Source organism: Pseudomonas cremoricolorata DSM 17059 = NBRC 16634, assembly GCF_000425745.1.
GTDB lineage: Bacteria > Pseudomonadota > Gammaproteobacteria > Pseudomonadales > Pseudomonadaceae > Aquipseudomonas > Aquipseudomonas cremoricolorata.
Genome location: NZ_AUEA01000006.1, coordinates 76,310 through 94,102, shown reverse-complemented (window position 1 = coordinate 94,102; position 17,793 = coordinate 76,310). Strand labels below are relative to the sequence as shown.

Sequence of the window (17,793 nt, the reverse complement as noted above, 5' to 3'; positions counted from 1 at the left end):
TGCCCGCCCGCGTCAAACCGGAACCCCAGGCACTTATTCGTACATCTTCATCACGCATTCAGAATTAAACTCAAACAGAGAAACAAGGGGACTTAGAGTGAACAAGTCGGAACTGATTGACGCTATTGCCGCTTCTGCTGACATTTCCAAAGCCACTGCCGGTAAGGCCCTGGATGCTGTAATCGAGTCCATCACCGGTGCCATGCAGAAGGGCGAGGAAGTTGTATTGGTAGGCTTCGGCTCTTTCCACGTCAAGGACCGCGCCGAGCGCACCGGCCGTAACCCACAGACGGGCAAATCGATCACCATCGCCGCTGCAAAAGTGCCTGGCTTCAAGCCTGGCAAAGGCCTGAAAGAAGCCGTCAACTAAGGCGTCTTTTTCAGCCGGCCCTGGCAATGCCCGGGCCGACCGCGTGATGGCGGGACACTCCATCCCCGCCGGGCACGCCCGCTTCGAGAAGGCGCATCCACTGGATGCGCCTTTCTTCATATCAGGACTCTACCCACGCTCCGCGGTTGTTTACGCAGTGGTACAACCGTTTCTGGGGGACGCATGCTGCAGAATATCAGGGACAATTCACAGGGTTGGATTGCCAAGACCATCATCGGCCTCATCGTAGTGCTGATGGCTTTGACCGGCTTCGAAGCCATTTTTCAGGCCGCCAGCCACAGCCAGGATGCGGCCAAGGTCAACGGTGAAACCATCAGCCAGAACGAGCTGAGCCAGGCTGTCGACATGCAGCGCCGGCAACTCATGCAGCAACTGGGCAAGGACTTCGATCCGGCCCGGCTGGATGACAAGATGCTGCGTGAGGAAGCCTTGAAAGGGCTGATCGAGCGCAAGTTGCTGCTGCACGGTGCCAAGGATGCCAAGTTCGCCTTCTCCGAGGCAGCCTTGGACCAGGTCATCCTGCAAACACCTGAATTCCAGGTTGACGGCAAATTCAGCGCCGAGCGCTTCGATCAGGTCATTCGCCAGCTGGGCTACGGCCGTATGCAGTTCCGCGACATGCTCGGTGAGGAAATGCTCATCGGCCAGCTGCGTACTGGTATTGCCGGCAGCAGCTTCGTTACCGACAAGCAGGTCGAGGCGTTTGCCCGGCTCGAGAAGCAGACCCGTGACTTCGCCGCGTTGACCTTCAAGGCCAACCCGGGCGCTGTGCAGGTCAGCGATGACGAGGTCAAGGCGCATTACGAGCAACATGCCAAGGAGTTCATGACCCCTGATCAAGCGGTCATCGACTACATCGAGCTGAAGAAGTCGGCGTTCTTCGATCAGGTCAAGGTCAGCGATGAAGCGCTGCAAGCCCTGTACGAGAAGGAAACCGCCAACCTCGCCGAGCAGCGTCACGCTGCGCACATCCTCATCGAAGTCAATGACAAGACCACCGATGCCCAGGCCAAGGCGCGCATCGAGGAAATCCAGCAGCGCCTGAGCAAGGGCGAAGATTTCGCCACGCTCGCCAAGGAGTTCTCCCAGGACCCAGGTTCTGCGGCCAGTGGCGGTGATCTGGGCTTCGCAGGTCCGGGTGTATACGACCCAAGCTTCGAAGATGCGCTGTACAAGCTCAACCAGGACCAGGTGTCGGCCCCGGTGCATACCGAATTCGGCTATCACCTGATCAAGCTGCTGGGTGTGGAAGCGCCCGAGGTCCCAAGCTTTGCCAGCCTGAAGGACAAACTGTCTCGCGAGCTGAAAACCCAGCAGGTCGAGCAGCGCTTCGTCGAAGTCACCAAGCAACTTGAAGACTCCGCGTTCGAAGCCTCCGATCTGGCTCAGCCGGCTCAGGACCTGGGCTTGAAGGTGCAGACCTCGGCACCGTTCGGTCGTGAAGGCGGCGAGGGCATCACTGCCAATCGCGCCGTGGTCCAGGCGGCCTTCAGCGAAGAAGTGTTGGATGAGGGCGCCAATAGCAGCGCACTCGAACTCGATCCGGAAACCATCGTGGTGCTGCGCGTCAAGGAGCACCGCCGTCCGACTCAGTTGCCGCTCGACGCCGTTGCCCAGAGCATTCGTCAGCAACTGGCCAAGGACAAGGCCACGGCTGAGCTGAAGGCCAAGGCTGACAAGCTGGTTGCCGGTCTGGAAGATGGCTCCATCAACGCCGATGCTGCCCATGATGGTCAGACCTGGAAGGTGCAGGAAGCGGTGAGTCGCGGTCAGGACGGTATAGACCCGGTCGAGCTGCAAGCGGTGTTCCGCATGGCCAAGCCGGCAGCGGCCAACAAACCGGTGTATGGCAGCGCTGTGCTCAACGATGGCAGCCTGGTGGTGCTCAAGCTCAAGGGTGTCAACGAAGGTGCCGCAGCCACCGACCAGGAAAAGCAGCAGATTTCCCGCTACCTCGCCTCGCGTGAAGGTCAGCAGGACTTCGCAGCGTTCCGCAAGCAGCTTGAAGCCAAGGCCGATATCACGCGCTATTGAGTTTCCCGCTGAATGAAACAGGCCGCTTTTGCGGCCTGTTTCGTTTGTGTTTTCAGCGCTGTTGGCGCTCGTAGGTGTCCAGTGTGTCGCGAGCGATTTCCCGGCCCAGGGCAATCAGCTCGGGCGCTTTGTAGAACTCGAAGAACCGGCATACCCGCTTGGGCACGTTGATCAGTACATCCGGCGGATAGCCGGCGATCTTGTACTGCGCCAACGAGGTCTGCATGACCTCGAAGCTCTGGTTGATCAAATCCAGCAGCGAAGCCGGGCCGACGTTGTCGATGATGAACGAGCCGGTGGCAGACTTCGGTGCAGCGTCGGTTTCGGGGGCGGCGGCCGGCTGCTGGCTTTCCGGGTCCGCCCCATCGTTGAGCCATGGGTTGGTCTGCGGCGGCTGGCCTGCACTGATCTCTCGGTCGATGCGCATGAGCCGCTCGGCCGGTTTGCGGCGAAAAGGCAGGTGCGAGCCCAGCGAGTTGATCAGCGCATCGAAGCGCATCTTGAACGCGGCAGGGCGCTCGATCACCGGCAGTTGGTAATGGTTGTGATTGGTGGCGTTGAGGTTGACCGCAACGATCAGGTCGCAGTGGCTGGAGACCACCGGAACGATCGGCAGCGGATTGAGGATGCCGCCGTCGACCAGCACGCGATTGCCTTGCTGGACCGGGGTGAACAGGCTGGGGATCGCGGCGGAGGCGCGCATCGCCTGGTGCAGGCACCCCTCCTGAAACCAGATTTCCTGTTGGTGGGTCAGGTCGGCAGCGATGGCGGTGTAGGGAATGCGCAATTGCTCGATGTTGATTTCACCGACGATCTTGCGGATTTGCCCGAACACCTTGTCGCCGCGGATCGCCCCAAGGCGGAAGCTGACATCGACCAGACGCAGCACATCGAGGTAGTCCAGGCTTTCGATCCAGCGGCGGTATTCGGGCAGTTTGCCCGCCGCGTAGATACCGCCGATCACGGCGCCCATCGAACAGCCTGCGATGCAGGCGATGTCATAACCGCGTCGTTCAAGCTCCTCGATGACGCCGATATGCGCGTAGCCGCGCGCGCCACCCGAGCCCAGAACCAATGCCACCCGCTTACTCATGAAGGTCTCCGCCTAGTCTGCACCCGCGCCACAATGAACCACTGGCCAGCGCGATTCAATCGGCGCGGTGGCAGGCGGCGTGCCTGGGCACTTTTACTCCGTTTCGAGAGTCTCACAGGCACCGAGTGTCCACCTTTAGAGGTTCCCAACATGAAAGCCTGGATTTGCCTGCCCATGATCGTTCTGGCGCTGTCTGGCTGTGCCGGCAAGACGGCCTACCGCGAAAGCTGCGGCGCTCAGCTCAATGCAGCCTGGAAGGAGCTGGACCTTGCCAAGGCCGAGGGTTTTGCCGGCACCGTCAGCTATTCCAAAGCCCTGTCGCTGCTGACCGGAGCCAAGACCCAGCAGCAGTTCGAAGGGTTCGAGGGCTGCACCAAGAAAGCCGAAAAGGCACGCTTCTACATTCGTGAATCGCGCGCCGGTCGTTGATCGAGGAGCTTTGCATGTCTGCCATGGTTGATCACATCGTCGCCCAGGTGCTTGGACTTCAGGTGCGCCTGCTGGCGTGCCGCGAACGCCTGGCGGCTGACACCGACAGCGAGGCGCTGCACGACCTGCGCACCAGCACCCGGCGCCTGCGCAGCCTGGTGCGGCCGCTGCGCGGTGTGCCAGGCGTCGAGCCGCTGGAGCAGGCAGCCCGCGCCCTGGGCAGCCTGACCACGCCACTGCGCGACCGCGAGGTGCTGGCGGCGCACCTGCTCGAACGCGGGCAACAGGCGGCGGGCCAGCAGCGCATGCGCCAGCGCACCTATGATTTTCACAGCGTCGCTGCCAGCGCCGAGCTCTCGCGCCTGCTGGCCATTCTCGACGCGTTCCCGTCATTTCTGCGCGCAGCCGAACGCGAAGGGTCGCTCGATACCCTGAAGGCCGATGTCGACAAGCGTCTGGGCAAGCAGTGGCGCAAGCTGGAAAAGGCCCTGGCCGATCCTGCACATGATCGCCATCGCCTGCGCCTGCTGATCAAGCGCGTGCGCTACGGCGATGAGGCTTACCCGCAGCTCGATCACGCCGGCAAGAAACTGCGCAACGTGCTCAAGCGTGCGCAGAGCGATCTGGGCGACTGGCACGACCGTTTGCAATGGCTGCTGTTGGCCGATGAGCAGGCTGATCTGGCGTCGTGCGTCGAGCAGTGGCACGAGGAAATGAAAGGGTTCGAGGGCAAATCGGACCGCACCCTCAAGCGCCTCGACGCCGCGCTGTCGCGGCGCTGATCAAGGGGTATTCAGTGGCTTGAGTGGGCAGGGCGAGGGCGCATCTGCCAGCCCGCGGCGATGGCGATGACACCAACTGCCAGTTGCGCGATATCCAGTGCGGCCAGGCCACTGACCACCAGCAGCGCGCCGGGCACGATCAGCGCCAGGGCAAGCAGTTGCATGACTTGCGCACTGCTTGGATGCAGGCTCAGGGGCTGGATGCGCCAGTGATTGGCAAGCAGGTGATGCAGACGTTTGCTCATGGAATCTTCCTCGCGGTGATTGCATGAGCCTAGTGCCCATCAGCGATGCCAGCCAATCGAGCCTGGCTATAAGGGTTATAGCGCCAACTGGCCGATGGCTCGGTTCAGCTCGCCGGCCAGGGTCGCCAGCTCGCGGCTGGTGGTGGCGGAGCCGACGGTTTGCTGCACGGTGTCTTCGGTGACATCGCGAATGCTGACGATGGCGCGGTTCATTTCCTCGGCGACCTGGCTTTGCTGCTCGGCGGCTACGGCGATTTGCGTATTGCTCTCGCGCATCTGCGCCACGGCGCTGGTGATCTCGGCCAGCGCGGCCCCGGCTTCCTGGGCCTGGCGCACGCAATCATCTGCTTTCAATGAGCTTTCATGCATGAAGTCGACAGCATCGCGGGTGCCGCTGTGCAGGGTCGAAATCATCCCGGTGATTTCATCGGTGGAGCTTTGCACGCGCTTGGCCAGGTTGCGCACCTCATCGGCCACCACGGCAAAGCCGCGGCCCAGGTCACCGGCGCGGGCCGCTTCGATCGCGGCATTGAGCGCCAGCAGGTTGGTTTGTTCGGCGATGCTGTGAATCACTCCCACCACGCCGGTGATCTTCTGGCTGTCGTCGGCCAGTTGGCGAATCATCTCGGCGGTCTGCTGCACGCCACTCGAGAGTCCGGCAATCGAAGCCTGAACCCTGCCGACCACCTGCTGACCGCTGCCGGCCAACGCATCGGCGGTCTGCGACAGGTCGCGGGTGGCGCCTGCGTGCTGGGCGATGTGGTGGACCGTGGCGGTCATCTGATTGATCGCCGTCGCCGCCTGGTCGGTCTCGCTCTGCTGGCCCAGCATGCCTTGGCGCACGTCGCTCATGCTTGCGGCCAGCTGCGCGGCACCGGCATCGAGCTGGGCCGCCGACTGCGCCACGGTGCCGACCACGCGGTGATAGGTCGATTGCATGGCATTGAAGGCCACGGCCATCTGCCCGACTTCATCGCCGCCGGTCAGCGGCACGCGGGCAGACAAGTCGCCGGTCTTCTCGACATGAAGCATGACGCTCCTGAGGGTATTGAGCTGACGCAGCAAGAAGCGGATCAGCAACTGCGAGGCGCCGAGCATGAGCAGCATCAGCAGCAGCACGCACAGGGCGTAGTTGCCGAAGCGGTCGAAGAACACCTGGGTGAAGCTGGGCGCAGTGGCGAGCACGCCGATGCGCGTATCACCGCGTGCGAACACCTGGGCACCGCGCACGCGCTGGTCATCCAGCAGCGGGCCGTCTGCGAGATCGATCCAGCCCTGGGCGTCGCTTGGGAGGGACAGCGCTGCGCCTGCAACGCTCGGGGATTGGCCCACACGCCAACTGATCAGCCGCGGCTGAGCAGGCAAGGCTTGCTCGGCCGGCCATGCGCCGAGCAGTTGCGCTTCGGCTTGCGCGTGCGCCCGGGCGCTCTGGATGCGCGCATCCTGTTCCAGGTGCACGGCGTAGAGCACCAGCAGCAGTGTGGTGAAGAAGGCCACCGCATTGACGGCCCAGAACTTGTATTTGAGTGAAACGTTGCTAAGCCAGGCACCCATGGCAGGTTTTCTCTGAGTTGGCGGAAACAGCATTGGCAAGGTGCCATCATTGTGCCGCCAGCGTAGAGAGCTGTCGTTGACGCTCGTCAAGAAATCTCGGGCAAGGCGAAGAATGCCCGGGCGCAGGCGCTGGTATGGGCGGCGGTATGCTGCACGGATTCTCCTCGGTGACGAGCGACTTCCTGCAGCACGGCGGGCAGAAACGCCGGTTCGTTGCGTCCACTCTTGGGCTTGGGTCTGAGCGTGCGCGGCAGCAGATACGGCGCATCGCTCTCCAGCATCAGGCGGCCTTCGGGAATGTTGCCGACCAGCCCATGCAGATGCGTGCCGCGGCGTTCATCGCAGATCCAGCCGGTAATGCCGATGTGCAGGTCGAGGTCGAGGTAGGCGAACAGCGCCTCGCGTTCGCCGGTAAAGCAATGCACCACGACGCCGGGCAACTGATCACGGAAATCCTTGAGCACCGCCAGCAGGCGCTCACTGGCGTCGCGCTCATGCACGAATACTGGCAGTTGCAGCGCTGCCGCCAGCGCCAATTGGGCTTCGAAGGCTTTTTCCTGCAAGGGCCGTGGCGAGAAGTCACGATTGAAATCCAGTCCACATTCGCCCACCGCGCGTACCCGTGGCTGGGCCAGCAGTTGGCGCAGTTGCCGTTCGCTGTCGGCATTCCAGCTGCTGGCCTCGTGGGGGTGCACGCCGGCGGTGGCGAACAGCGCCTGTCCACTGTCATCGAGGCTGTGGCACAGCTCCAGAGCCTGCTCGCTGACTTCAAGGCTGGTACCGGTCAAGAGCATTTGCACCACGCCTGCTTCGCGGGCGCGCTCGATAACCTCCGACTGGCGGTCGTGGAAACTGCTGTTGGTCAGGTTGACGCCAATATCGATCAGTTGCATGGTTGCTACCTCGTGCCCCGGGCAGGCCAGCATAACAAAGCGGGCGGCGGAACAAATAATCGTCGAACCTCAACGGCTTGCCAGTGTCTTTTGATGTCAGTTGTCACCTTCGCTTGCGTTGATAACGCTCACTTCCACCGGGACATGCCATGTGACAGCACGCATTCTGCTGACCCTTTCCCTGTTAATCGGGCTGCTGAGCGCAGGCCCTGCCAGCGCGCGGCTGGCCGGTCCCGAGCAGACCGTGAGCCACGGTCAACCGCGTGATCTGCCGCAGATCAGCTCGGCCAAGGTGCTGCGGGTTCTGGTCAATCAGAGCCGCAACAGTTCCGGCGAGGTCAAGGGCGAGCCGGTGGGTATCGAGTACCACCGGGTCCGGGCACTCGAGCATTACCTCAACGCCCGTCTGGGCGAAAACCACCGTTTGCAGGTCAAGCTGGTGCCCAAGGCCAAGGGTCAGTTGCCCGGCGCCTTGTTGCGCGGCGAGGGTGACATCGCCGCGCCCGGTGAGCTGTTCGACCCGGCGCTGGTGCATCAACTGGCGGTCAGCAACCCGGTGGTCGATCGTGTGTCGCTGGTGCTGGTCGGGCGCAAGGGCGGGCGCAGCGTGGCGCGTGCCGAGCAGTTGTCCGGGCGCACCGTCGCGCTGATCAGCGCCAGTGCCGCGGGCGCTGCAATCGAGGCGGTGAACCGCCAGTTGGCGCTGCGCAAGCGCGCGCCGATCAAGATCGAATGGGTCGACCCGACCTTGGCTGTGGAAGACGTTCTGGAGATGGTCCAGGCCGGCATCTACCCGCTGACGGTGGTCGAGCGGCCGATTGCCGAACGCTGGCAGCGGGTCATGCCCAAGCTGCGCCTGGACACCCGGGTCAAGCTTGGCGAACCCCAGGCCGTGCGCTGGTACGTGCGCCGCGACGCTCCGGTGCTGCTGGAAACCCTCAACCGTTTCCTGGCCACCTACCGCGCGCCCGAGAACCAGAATGCCGCCTTCGAACGCATCTATCGCCGTCAGTACCGGGTGCACAATCCTCTGGCGCGCAAGGAGCGCCAGCGCCTGGAGGCGGTGCGCAGCGTGTTGCAGCGCCACGGCGAGGCGCAATCGATCGACTGGCTGAATCTGGCGGCGCTGGCCTACAAGGAGTCGACCCTCAATCCCCAGGCGCGGGGCGGCGGCGGGGCCCATGGCCTGATGCAGATCACCCCGTCGGCGGCGCAGCGGGTAGGGGTCAACAACACTGCAACGGTCGACGGCAACGTGCAGGCCGGGGCGCGCTACCTGGCGCTGATTCGCCGCAAGTTCTTCGCCAGCCCCGCGCTCAATGACCGTGAGCGCATGGCCTTTACCCTGGCCGCCTACAACCTCGGCCCCGAACGGGTCCAGGCCATGCGCGCCGAAGCACGGCGCCGGGGTCTGAACGGCAATCAGTGGTTCTTCCAGACCGAGCGGGTGGCGATGGAGCAGGTGGGCATGGGGCCGGTCAACTTCGTCAATAGCGTCAACAAGTACTACCTGGCCTACAACCGCGAGCGTCTGGCGCTGGAGCGCACCCGCCAACGCTGAGGTGCCGGCGCTCTGCCGTGCGGCTGACGGGCTGTAACGTGCGGCTTGTATCTTGGCGCGCAAGCCCCTAGCATTGGCAACTGCGCCGATTTAAACAGCTACTTGCGGGGCGCATGACGGCCTCCGTGGAGGTCGACGAAATACCGCTAAAGCGCTGGTTCGGTGACGCCTCCCACCGCTGCCCAGCGGGATTCGCGAGGCGGAGAATAAACCCCCATGAGTTGTCCACGCACCAGTGTCTGCCTGAGCCCGCTGACGGCCCACCAGGCTGCCCGCACCCCGCGCATCCTGCTCGGCGGTCAGCACCAGCCCACCTTGTTGCGCCACCTCGAAGGCCTGTCCCGGCGCAAGGGGCATGCCCGCGCCTTTCTCATCCAGTTCGCCGACCGCGACAGCGACCTGGCACGCTATGCCAGCGACCGCTTCGACCTGGCGGTGATCCAGTCGCCCGCCGCCGAGGTTGCCGGCGAGGTCATCGCGCAACTGACCCGTATCGCCCGCCAGGGCCTCATTACCCGGCGCTGACATGCGGCGCTGTCGTCAGGCGTGGGCGCCGGCAGGTTGCGATGCCTGGCGTGCCCTCTTCAGGAGTTGTCGTTGAGCACCAACATCATCACCACCGAAGGCCATCAGGCGCTCAAGCAGGAACTCGATCACCTGTGGCGCGTGTACCGTCCGGAGATCACCCAGAAGGTGGCCTGGGCGGCGTCGTTGGGGGATCGCAGCGAGAACGCCGATTACCAGTACAACAAAAAGCTGCTGCGTGAGATCGACCGCCGCGTGCGCTACCTGCGCAAGCGCCTGGAGGACGTCAAGGTCGTCGCCTACGCCCCCGAGCAGGAGGGCCGGGTGTTCTTCGGTGCCTGGGTCGAGATCGAGAGCGAGCAGGGCGAGGTGCTGACCTTGCGCGTGGTCGGCTACGACGAGATCTACGGGCGCAACGACTACATCTCGATCGACTCGCCCATGGCTCGCGCCCTGCTGAAGAAACAGCAGGACGACGAGGTGGTGGTGCAAACGCCTACGGGCGAGGCGTTGTGGTACGTGAACCGCATCTGGTACTTGCCAGAGGGCGGTTGATCAGCCCTCGCGCAGCACCTGCAGCGGGCTGGCATTGAGCGCCCGCCGCGTACCCAGTACACCGGCACCGCCCACCAGCAGCGCGCCCACCAGCGGCAGCAGCAGCAACGCAGGGTGCGGGCTCCAGCTCAGGTCGAACGCGTAGCGGTACAGCACCCAGGTGATCAGCTCGCAGCCCAGCGCCGCCAAGACGCCGCTGGCCGCGCCCAGCAGGCCGAATTCGATACGCCGGGTGCGAACCAGCAGCGCTCTGCGTGCGCCGAGTGCGCGTAACAGGGCGCCCTGGTGGATGCGCTCATCCAGAGTCGCCTGCAAGCCTGCGAACAGCACTGCCAGGCCCGCGGCAAGGACGAACAGCAGCACGTATTCCACCGCCAGGGTGACCTGGGCGAGGATGCTGCGCAGCTGGCTGAGCAGGGCATCTACCTGAAGAATGGTCACCGCCGGGAATGCCCGTGCCAGGGCGACGATGTCTTGCTCGTGACCACTGCCCAGGTAGAAGCTGGTCAGGTAGGTGGTCGGCAGACCTTGCAGCGTGCCGGGCTGGAAGATCATGAAGAAATTGGGTTGGAAGCTGTCCCAGTGCACGCTGCGCAGGCTGCTGACCTGAGCCTTGTGCTGCTCGCCGGCGATGTCGAAGGTCAGCTGGTCGCCCAGTTGAAGCCCCAGGCTCGCGGCCAGTTCCGCTTCCACCGACACCCCCGGCAGCGCTTGCGCAGTGGGCGCAGCGCTCCACCAGGTGCCCTCGCTCAGGGCGTTGCCTTCAGGCAGCTCGGCGGCCCAAGTAAGGCTCAGGTCGCGCTGAACCGCACGTTCGCCTGCCGAGTCCTTGCTGACGATCTCTTGCACCGCTTCATCGTTGATCGCCACCAGGCGACCGGGGATGACCGGATACAGCGGTGCCGACCGGGCATTGAGGCTTTGCAATTGCTCGGCAAAGGGTTGGCGCTCGTCGGGCAGGATGTTCAAGGCGAAGTGGTTCGGCGCATCGGCGGGCAGTTGCGCCTGCCAAGTGTCGAGCAGTTCGACCCGCAGCAACGCCACCAGACCCATGGCCAACAGAATCAGGCCGAACGCCAGCGATTGTCCGGCGGCGGCCAGCGGATGACGCAGCAGCTGCCCGAGCCCAAGGCGCCAGGTCAGTGGCGCATCGGCCAGTAGCCGGCGCAGGCTGCGCAAGCCGAGCAGCAGCAGGCCGCCGAGCACCAGCGCGGCGATCAGACCGCCGCCGAGCAGGGCGAAGGTCAGCAGCAGATCGAGGCTCAGTCGCCACATGATCAGGCCCAGCGCCAGCAGCGCCGCGCCATACACCAGCCAACTGCTCGGTGGCACCGGCAACAGGTCGCGGCGCAGCACCCGCAGCGGCGGCACCCGACCCAGCGCGGCCAATGGTGGCAGGGCAAAGCCGGCCAAGGCCACCAGCCCGGTGGCGATACCTGCCAGGGCAGGGCCTATGCCACCGGCCGGCAGGGTGCTGGGCAGCAGGCCTTGCAGCAGGCGGAACAGGCCCAGCTGGGCCAGCCAGCCGAGCAGCGCGCCGGTCACCGCCGCGAGCACACCAAGCATGGCCAGTTGCAGGCAGTACAGGCCCAGGGCCTGGCGCCGCGACAAGCCAAGGCAGCGCAGCAGGGCGCTGGCGTCGAGACGGCGGGCGGCATAGCGGCTGGCCGACAACGCCACTGCCACGCCGGCCAGCAGCACCGCCACCAGGCTTGCCATGTTCAGGTAGCGCTCGGCCTTGCCCAGCGCACCGCCAATCTGCCGGTTGCCATCGCGGGTATCGAGCAGGCGCTGGTTAGCGCCGAGGTTCTTCTCCATGTCCTGGCGGTAAGCCGTCAACGCTGGCGCTTCACCGCGCCACAGGTCGCGGTAACTGACCCGGCTGCCGGGCTGGATCACCCCGGTGGCGTCGAGGTCGGCAAGGTTCATCAGCACCCGTGGGGTGAGGCTGTAGAAATTGCCGGCGCGGTCGGGCTCGTAGGTCAGCACGCGGGTCAGGCGCAAGGTTTTCTTGCCGACATCGATGCTGTCGCCGATGTTCAGGTTCAGCGCCGCCAGCAGGCGTGACTCGACCCAGGCTTCGCCGACGGCAGGTCCGCCGCCGGCGGTCTCCGGTGCGTACGGCGCAGGGGCACTGCGCAGCTCGCCGCGCAGCGGGTAGGCAGCGTCGACCGCTTTGACGCTGGACAACTGGATGCCCTCGTCTGCGGTCACCACGCTGCTGAACTCAACCAGGTGGGCCGGCGCCAGGCCCAGATCGACGCCTCGCTGCAGTTGTTCGGCGCGGGCCGGCGAGGTGCCCTGCAGCACCAGGTCTGCGCCGAGGAATTCGCTGGCACGCAGCTGCATCGCGCCGTTCAGGCGGGCGCCGAAAAAGCCGATGGCGGTGCTGGCGGCGACCGCCACCAGCAGAGCGAAGAACAGCACGCGGACTTCGCTGGCGCGGGCATCGCGACGCAGTTGCCGAGCGGCCAGGCTCAACAGCCCGAAAAAGTCGAGACGCGTCATCAGGCCTCCACGGGCGCGACCAGGCGCCCGGCTTCCAGGCGGATCGAGCGCCGGCAGCGCGCGGCCAGGCGCTCGTCATGGGTCACCAGCACCAGAGTGGTGCCGCGTTCCTGGTTGAGTTCGAACAGCAGGTCGCTGATGCGCGCGCCGGTGTGGCTGTCGAGGTTGCCGGTGGGTTCGTCGGCGAACAGCACCGAGGGCTGTGCGGCAAAGGCCCGGGCAATCGCCACCCGTTGTTGTTCGCCGCCGGAGAGCTGGCGCGGGGTATGGCTCAGGCGCTGGCCGAGGCCAACTCGTTCGAGCAGGCTGCGGGCCTGCTCGCGGGCATCGCGGCGGCCATCCAGTTCAAGGGGCAGCATGACGTTCTCCAGAGCATTGAGGCTGTCGAGCAACTGGAACGACTGGAACACGAAGCCGACATGCTCGGCGCGCACTTGCGCGCGCTGGTCTTCATCGAGCGGGCCGAGATCGTGCCCGGCCAGGGCGACGCTGCCGGCACTCGGCTGGTCGAGCCCGGCGAGCAGGCCGAGCAGGGTGGACTTGCCCGAACCCGAAGCGCCGACGATGGCCAGGCTGTCGCCTTCGGCGAGGGTCAGCGACAGGGGGTGGAGAATGGTCAGGTCGCCTTCCGCGCTGGGTACCACTTTGCTAAGGTTCTGCGCAACGAGAATGCTGGGGCCCATGGAGAATCCAATGCGAGTGTGGTTATTGAGTGCAGGTCTGGCCCTGTATTGCCTGGCCCAGACCGCGATGGCGGGAACACTGCTGATCGTCGGCGATAGTATCAGCGCAGGTTTTGGCCTGGATACCCGCCAAGGTTGGGTCAGCCTGCTCGAACAGCGCCTGAAGGGCTCCGGTTATCCGCTCAAGGTGGTCAATGCGTCGATCAGCGGGGACACCAGCGCAGGCGGCAAGGCGCGCCTTCCCGCGCTGCTGGCCGAGCACAAGCCGGCGGTCGTGGTGCTCGAGCTTGGCGGCAACGATGGCCTGCGCGGGCAGAGCCCAAAGCAATTGCGACAAAATCTTGCGGCGATGGTTGACCAGTCCAAGGCTGCGGGTGCCAAGGTGCTGCTGCTGGGTATGCGTCTGCCGCCCAACTACGGTGAGCGTTACACCACGGCCTTCGCCCAGACCTACAGCGAGGTGGCGAAGCAGACTGATGTCGCGCTGGTGCCGTTCTTTCTCGAGGGCGTCGGCGGGGTGCCCGAGCTGATGCAGGCCGACGGCATCCATCCCGGCTCAGGCGCCCAGAAGCAGCTTCTGGAAAATGCCTGGCCGACGCTCAAACCCCTGCTCTGACGCTTTAATCGGGGGCCGCTTTCGGATAATGTTGCGCCCCCCGTTTCGAGTGCCCCCGATGCCGCGCCCTGCCTGGTCCCTGTACGCCTATCAACTGATCGAGCCTGATGAACAACTCGATCTGTTCGCCTGCCAGGAAGTTCGCGTTCACCTCGTCACCCGCCAGCTGGAACTCGGCGCGCCCGCCGACCGCACCCTCTGTGGTGGCCTGCTGCCTGCACAGCCGCGCTGGTCGACCGTGGCACGCAGCATCTACCGCGACCAGCGCTTGTGCGCTTTGTGCCGGGCGATCCTCGAGGCGCAGCGGCGCGGCACCCGGCCGGTCTGGCCGCAGCTGTAGGCGCCTTTCATCATCTGCGATCAGCCTGCAGGCCTTGCGCCTCCCGCTCGTCGCGGGCCGCGTGTACACTTGAATGTCTTGAACCCATTGCTAAGGATTCACCGGATGTTGCCGCGTTTGCCTGCCGTCACCCGCTGCCTGAGCCTGGCTGCCCTGCTGGTCGCAGGCCCCGCCACCGCGCTGCAGCTGCCATTGCCGCCTCAGGGTGAGGACGTCGTTGGTCAGGTCCGTACCCTCACCGCCAAGTACGAAGACACCTTCGCCGACATCGGCACCGCCAACGACCTGGGCTACCTGGAAATGATCGCCGCCAACCCGGGCGTCGATCCCTGGTTGCCGGGGGCGGGCACCGAAATCGTGCTGCCGACGCGCTACATCCTGCCGCCGGGCCCGCGCGAGGGGGTGGTGATCAACCTGGCTGAATATCGCCTGTACTACTATCCCAAGGGCGAAGACGTTGTGTACACCTTCCCGCTGGGTATCGGCCGCGAAGGCTGGGGCTCGCCCATTGCCAACACCAAGATCATCGCCAAGACACCCAACCCGACCTGGACGCCGCCGGCCTCGATCCGTGCCGAACATGCCGCCGATGGCGATATCCTGCCGGCGGTAGTGCCTGCCGGCCCGGACAACCCGCTGGGGCCGTTCAAGTTCACCCTCGGCGTGCCCGGTTACCTCATCCATGGTTCCAACAAGAAGTTCGGCATTGGCATGCGCACCAGTCATGGTTGCTTCCGCATGTTGAACAACAACGTGCTGGAACTCTCCACCCTGGTCCCCGTCGGTACGCCGGTGCGCATCATCAACGAGCCTTACAAGTTCGGTGTCAGTGGCGGCAAGGTCTACCTCGAAGCGCATACGCCGCTGGACGACAGTGGCAATCCGTCGGTGGTCGACAAACATACCGCGGTGATCAACGCTTTGCTCAAGCGCGAAGACCTGGCCAACAACGTGCGCATCAACTGGGACATGGTGCGTGATGTCGTGGCGGCCGAAGATGGCCTGCCCGTGGAAATCGCCGTGCCGGGTGCTGCCAGCGCCACGGTTGCCTCCGAGTTGCCGCCCGAGCTGCAATGAGGCTGCTCATCTGAGCGGCGTGCCGGACGGTCTGGGGCCGCAGGGCGGGCCCCAGCGACCGTTTTTCGGCCCTGGCGCATCATCGACAGGCACAAAAAAGCCGATCCAGTCTGGATCGGCTTAGGCATAACCCCGAAGGATTATTACTTGCGGCTGGCTTTGTCCAGCATACGCAGAGCGCGCTCGTTGGCTTCGTCAGCGGTCTGCTGAGCCTTCTGAGCTGCGGCCAGAGCGTCGTCGGCCTTGCGGTAGGCTTCATCGGCACGGGCTTGGGCGCGAGCTGCTGCGTCTTCGGTAGCAGTCAGGCGAGCTTCGGTTTCTTTGGAGACGCTGCTGCAACCGGTAGCCAGAACTGCGGCCAGAGCCAGAGCAGAGAATTTCAGAACGTTGTTCATCGTGTTCCCCTTCAAGGACTTTATATCTATTAAATAGCCATCTCTCGAACGTGAGAAACTGGCCGGCGTACATAGTACCCATTACTTGTAGTAAGTAAACTGACTGAAAGCAAGAAGCGCAAAAAAATCTTGTCGCCAACAGCGCCTCGGCCCTGTAAACAGACGGTCATCGGCAATCCTTCGCGCAGGCCGTATGCACCCGGGCGGATAACTTTTGTGGAACTAAGCGTGAGCTTTTCGGTCATGCGTGGTCATGGCGAACAACCCTCTTGCCGGCGCACACTACGCACTTCCCAGCGCGCACTGTATGCGCACTTGACGCAGTAGGCCAGGGTCGACCGGCAGCAGACTAGTTGCCAGATACCCAGCGCCGAACGATACTGCGTGCGGTACTGTCCAACGCGCATGAAGCTGTCGGGCTGCAACGATTACATCGATAAGGCTGGGGTCTGCCAGAAGACCTGCGAGGAGTTGTGATGAGCGAAGCGCTGACCATCCGCCATGACCAGACTGGTCATCAGTTCGAGACCCATGTGGACGGTCATCGGGCTTACCTGACCTACATGGACCTGGGCAAGCAGACGCTGGACATCTATCGCACCTTCGTCCCTGACGCCCTGCGCGGGCGTGGCATCGCTGCGGCCCTGACCGAGCGGGCGCTGGCCTATGCCGAGCAGATGGGCTACACGGTCATTCCGTCGTGTTCGTACGTGGAGCGCTACATGGAGCGTCAGCAGCGCCACTCCAACCAGGCGTGATGACCAACTGATCACAACGAAAACGCCGGGCAATGCCCGGCGTTTTCATGTTCAGGTGTTGGCCTCAGCCGCGCTGGCGCTTGGGCAGAACATCCTTGAGCTTGGCGTGCATGCTGCGCAGGGCCGTTTCAGTGGTGGCCCAGTCGATGCAGGCGTCAGTGACCGACACGCCGTATTGCAGTTCGGCAAGATTCTTCGGAATCGACTGCGCACCCCAGTTCAGGTGGCTCTCCACCATCAGGCCGATGATCGACTGGTTGCCTTCCAGGATCTGGTTGGCGACGTTGTCCATGACCAACGGCTGCAAAGCAGGGTCCTTGTTGGAGTTGGCGTGGCTGCAGTCGACCATGATGTTCGGCTTGATCTTGGCCTTGGTCAGGTCTTGCTCGCACAGCGCAACGCTGACCGAATCATAGTTGGGCTTGCCGTTGCCACCGCGCAATACCACGTGACCGTAGGCGTTGCCCTTGGTGGTGACGATCGACACGCCGCCTTCCTGGTTGATGCCGAGGAAGCGGTGCGGCTTGGACACCGACTGCAGTGCATTGATGGCGACGGTCAGGCCGCCGTCGGTGCCGTTCTTGAAGCCGACCGCCGACGACAGCCCGGAAGCCATTTCCCGGTGCGTCTGCGACTCGGTGGTACGCGCGCCGATGGCTGACCAGCTGATGAGGTCTTGCAGGTACTGCGGGGAAATCGGGTCGAGGGCTTCGGTGGCGGTGGGCAGACCCTTTTCCGCCAGATCGAGCAGCAGCTTGCGGCCGATGTGCAGACCGTCCTGAATCTTGAACGAGTCATCCAGGTACGGATCGTTGATCAGGCCTTTCCAGCCGACCGTGGTGCGCGGCTTTTCGAAATACACGCGCATGACCAGATACAGCGTGTCGGACACTTCCTCGGCCAGCACCTTGAGGCGCTCGGCGTAGGCATGGGCGGCGTCGATGTCGTGGATCGAGCAGGGGCCGACCACCACGAACAGGCGGTGGTCCTTGCCATCGAGAATATTGCGCACCACTTCGCGACCTGTAGTCACGGTGTGCAGGGCCTTGCTGCTGAGGGGGATTTCCTTCTTGAGCTGATCAGGGGTGATCAAAGTCTCGTTGGAGGCAACGTTAAGGTCATCGATCGGTAAATCAGCCATCGTGTTACTCGTCAGGTCACGGGTGCCGGCCGCCAGCAATCCCCGTGCGGCCCAGCAGCAGTTTGTTCGCAGCGGGGAGGGCAGAACCTTAGCGCGTTCAAGGGGGCGGCGACAATGGGCAAACCCCAGCCGGCGTGGGGTTTTTGCCGGTTCCCGGCGCCCATCGCGCAGGCTCGATCGGCCCAGGCTCGAAATGCACCCGGCGCTCGTGCC

At 64.1% G+C, this 17,793-nt stretch carries 19 protein-coding genes; 11 read left to right on the top strand and 8 right to left on the bottom strand.

The features are described from left to right. Nucleotides 1–97: 97 nt before the first annotated feature. Together H618_RS0107120 and H618_RS0107115 are read left to right on the top strand one after the other, a co-directional pair. A complete protein-coding gene (locus H618_RS0107120) occupies nucleotides 98–370 on the top strand; it encodes an HU family DNA-binding protein (protein ID WP_028694415.1) in 273 nt (90 codons plus the stop codon). A 183-nt stretch (nucleotides 371–553) separates the two neighbouring features. Continuing rightward, complete coding sequence (locus H618_RS0107115; protein ID WP_028694414.1) at nucleotides 554–2,425, top strand: SurA N-terminal domain-containing protein; 1,872 nt, start codon at nucleotides 554–556, stop codon at nucleotides 2,423–2,425. Between the two features lie 52 nt (nucleotides 2,426–2,477). Here H618_RS0107115 and H618_RS0107110 read toward each other — a convergent pair whose 3' ends face one another. Then, complete coding sequence (locus H618_RS0107110; protein WP_028694413.1) at nucleotides 2,478–3,518, bottom strand: patatin-like phospholipase family protein; 1,041 nt, start codon at nucleotides 3,516–3,518, stop codon at nucleotides 2,478–2,480. Between the two features lie 150 nt (nucleotides 3,519–3,668). Between H618_RS0107110 and H618_RS0107105 the strand changes: the two genes are divergently transcribed. Together H618_RS0107105 and H618_RS0107100 are read left to right on the top strand one after the other, a co-directional pair. Next, nucleotides 3,669–3,947 (top strand): hypothetical protein, encoded by a 279-nt coding sequence (locus H618_RS0107105; RefSeq protein ID WP_028694412.1) that lies wholly within the window; start codon nucleotides 3,669–3,671, stop codon nucleotides 3,945–3,947. 14 nt (nucleotides 3,948–3,961) lie between these two features. Beyond that, nucleotides 3,962–4,729, top strand: a complete 768-nt coding sequence (locus tag H618_RS0107100) for a CHAD domain-containing protein (protein WP_028694411.1) — start codon at nucleotides 3,962–3,964, stop codon at nucleotides 4,727–4,729. 11 nt (nucleotides 4,730–4,740) lie between these two features. On the opposite strand, the gene H618_RS21390 is transcribed toward H618_RS0107100, so the two are convergent. From H618_RS21390 to H618_RS0107085, 3 genes are all read right to left on the bottom strand, one after another. After that, entirely contained in the window at nucleotides 4,741–4,974 is a 234-nt protein-coding gene (locus H618_RS21390) for a hypothetical protein (protein WP_050577240.1), read from the bottom strand. A gap of 75 nt (nucleotides 4,975–5,049) precedes the next feature. Further along, a complete protein-coding gene (locus H618_RS0107090; RefSeq protein WP_028694410.1) occupies nucleotides 5,050–6,528 on the bottom strand; it encodes a methyl-accepting chemotaxis protein in 1,479 nt (492 codons plus the stop codon). A gap of 86 nt (nucleotides 6,529–6,614) precedes the next feature. Then, nucleotides 6,615–7,421, bottom strand: coding sequence for a TatD family hydrolase (locus H618_RS0107085; protein WP_028694409.1), 807 nt, complete (start codon nucleotides 7,419–7,421; stop codon nucleotides 6,615–6,617). Nucleotides 7,422–7,572: 151 nt separating this feature from the next. On the opposite strand from H618_RS0107085, the gene H618_RS0107080 reads away from it, so the two are divergent. From H618_RS0107080 to greB, 3 genes are all read left to right on the top strand, one after another. Beyond that, nucleotides 7,573–8,982: an MltF family protein gene (locus H618_RS0107080; RefSeq protein WP_028694408.1), complete on the top strand. Its 1,410-nt coding sequence runs from the start codon at nucleotides 7,573–7,575 to the stop codon at nucleotides 8,980–8,982. A 216-nt stretch (nucleotides 8,983–9,198) separates the two neighbouring features. Continuing rightward, nucleotides 9,199–9,507, top strand: a complete 309-nt coding sequence (locus H618_RS0107075) for a hypothetical protein (protein ID WP_028694407.1) — start codon at nucleotides 9,199–9,201, stop codon at nucleotides 9,505–9,507. 72 nt (nucleotides 9,508–9,579) lie between these two features. Continuing rightward, nucleotides 9,580–10,062: a transcription elongation factor GreB gene (gene greB / locus H618_RS0107070; RefSeq protein WP_028694406.1), complete on the top strand. Its 483-nt coding sequence runs from the start codon at nucleotides 9,580–9,582 to the stop codon at nucleotides 10,060–10,062. Here the strand turns inward: greB and H618_RS0107065 are convergent, their stop codons facing one another. After that, on the bottom strand, nucleotides 10,063–12,570 hold the full coding sequence (locus H618_RS0107065; RefSeq protein ID WP_028694405.1) for an ABC transporter permease: 2,508 nt from the start codon (nucleotides 12,568–12,570) through the stop codon (nucleotides 10,063–10,065). Next, nucleotides 12,570–13,253, bottom strand: coding sequence for an ABC transporter ATP-binding protein (locus tag H618_RS0107060; RefSeq protein WP_028694404.1), 684 nt, complete (start codon nucleotides 13,251–13,253; stop codon nucleotides 12,570–12,572). The genes H618_RS0107065 and H618_RS0107060 overlap by 1 nt, the downstream gene beginning before the upstream one ends. Before the next feature lie 10 nt (nucleotides 13,254–13,263). Here H618_RS0107060 and H618_RS0107055 point away from each other — a divergent pair, with 10 nt between their 5' ends. The 3 genes from H618_RS0107055 (at nucleotide 13,264) to H618_RS0107045 (ending at nucleotide 15,286) form a co-directional block, all read left to right on the top strand. After that, the gene (locus tag H618_RS0107055) at nucleotides 13,264–13,869 is read left to right on the top strand and encodes an arylesterase (RefSeq protein WP_028694403.1); all 606 of its coding nucleotides are present in this window, start codon (nucleotides 13,264–13,266) and stop codon (nucleotides 13,867–13,869) included. A 58-nt stretch (nucleotides 13,870–13,927) separates the two neighbouring features. Next, nucleotides 13,928–14,209 (top strand): hypothetical protein, encoded by a 282-nt coding sequence (locus H618_RS0107050; RefSeq protein ID WP_028694402.1) that lies wholly within the window; start codon nucleotides 13,928–13,930, stop codon nucleotides 14,207–14,209. Nucleotides 14,210–14,314: 105 nt separating this feature from the next. Next, on the top strand, nucleotides 14,315–15,286 hold the full coding sequence (locus H618_RS0107045; RefSeq protein ID WP_028694401.1) for a L,D-transpeptidase family protein: 972 nt from the start codon (nucleotides 14,315–14,317) through the stop codon (nucleotides 15,284–15,286). 143 nt (nucleotides 15,287–15,429) lie between these two features. Here H618_RS0107045 and oprI read toward each other — a convergent pair whose 3' ends face one another. Further along, a complete protein-coding gene (gene oprI, locus H618_RS0107040) occupies nucleotides 15,430–15,681 on the bottom strand; it encodes an outer membrane lipoprotei OprI (protein WP_003259780.1) in 252 nt (83 codons plus the stop codon). 476 nt (nucleotides 15,682–16,157) lie between these two features. Between oprI and H618_RS0107035 the strand changes: the two genes are divergently transcribed. Continuing rightward, nucleotides 16,158–16,439 carry a GNAT family N-acetyltransferase gene (locus H618_RS0107035; protein ID WP_028694400.1) on the top strand — a complete coding sequence of 94 codons (282 nt, stop codon included), beginning with the start codon at nucleotides 16,158–16,160 and terminating at the stop codon, nucleotides 16,437–16,439. 64 nt (nucleotides 16,440–16,503) lie between these two features. Here H618_RS0107035 and H618_RS0107030 read toward each other — a convergent pair whose 3' ends face one another. After that, nucleotides 16,504–17,580: a 3-deoxy-7-phosphoheptulonate synthase gene (locus H618_RS0107030; RefSeq protein WP_028694399.1), complete on the bottom strand. Its 1,077-nt coding sequence runs from the start codon at nucleotides 17,578–17,580 to the stop codon at nucleotides 16,504–16,506. Between the last annotated feature and the right edge of the window lie 213 nt (nucleotides 17,581–17,793).

Bases quoted from the DNA above. Each gene is read 5' to 3' on its own strand.
- H618_RS21390 (WP_050577240.1), bottom strand. From the start codon at position 4,974: ATGAGCAAACGTCTGCATCACCTGCTTGCCAATCACTGGCGCATCCAG.
- H618_RS0107045 (WP_028694401.1), top strand. From the start codon at position 14,315: ATGTTGCCGCGTTTGCCTGCCGTCACCCGCTGCCTGAGCCTGGCTGCC.
- H618_RS0107115 (WP_028694414.1), top strand. From the start codon at position 554: ATGCTGCAGAATATCAGGGACAATTCACAGGGTTGGATTGCCAAGACC.
- H618_RS0107075 (WP_028694407.1), top strand. From the start codon at position 9,199: ATGAGTTGTCCACGCACCAGTGTCTGCCTGAGCCCGCTGACGGCCCAC.
- H618_RS0107035 (WP_028694400.1), top strand. From the start codon at position 16,158: ATGAGCGAAGCGCTGACCATCCGCCATGACCAGACTGGTCATCAGTTC.
- H618_RS0107085 (WP_028694409.1), bottom strand. From the start codon at position 7,421: ATGCAACTGATCGATATTGGCGTCAACCTGACCAACAGCAGTTTCCAC.
- oprI (WP_003259780.1), bottom strand. From the start codon at position 15,681: ATGAACAACGTTCTGAAATTCTCTGCTCTGGCTCTGGCCGCAGTTCTG.
- H618_RS0107110 (WP_028694413.1), bottom strand. From the start codon at position 3,518: ATGAGTAAGCGGGTGGCATTGGTTCTGGGCTCGGGTGGCGCGCGCGGC.
- H618_RS0107055 (WP_028694403.1), top strand. From the start codon at position 13,264: ATGCGAGTGTGGTTATTGAGTGCAGGTCTGGCCCTGTATTGCCTGGCC.
- H618_RS0107090 (WP_028694410.1), bottom strand. From the start codon at position 6,528: ATGGGTGCCTGGCTTAGCAACGTTTCACTCAAATACAAGTTCTGGGCC.
- H618_RS0107060 (WP_028694404.1), bottom strand. From the start codon at position 13,253: ATGGGCCCCAGCATTCTCGTTGCGCAGAACCTTAGCAAAGTGGTACCC.
- H618_RS0107065 (WP_028694405.1), bottom strand. From the start codon at position 12,570: ATGACGCGTCTCGACTTTTTCGGGCTGTTGAGCCTGGCCGCTCGGCAA.
- H618_RS0107100 (WP_028694411.1), top strand. From the start codon at position 3,962: ATGTCTGCCATGGTTGATCACATCGTCGCCCAGGTGCTTGGACTTCAG.
- H618_RS0107050 (WP_028694402.1), top strand. From the start codon at position 13,928: ATGCCGCGCCCTGCCTGGTCCCTGTACGCCTATCAACTGATCGAGCCT.
- H618_RS0107030 (WP_028694399.1), bottom strand. From the start codon at position 17,580: ATGGCTGATTTACCGATCGATGACCTTAACGTTGCCTCCAACGAGACT.
- H618_RS0107105 (WP_028694412.1), top strand. From the start codon at position 3,669: ATGAAAGCCTGGATTTGCCTGCCCATGATCGTTCTGGCGCTGTCTGGC.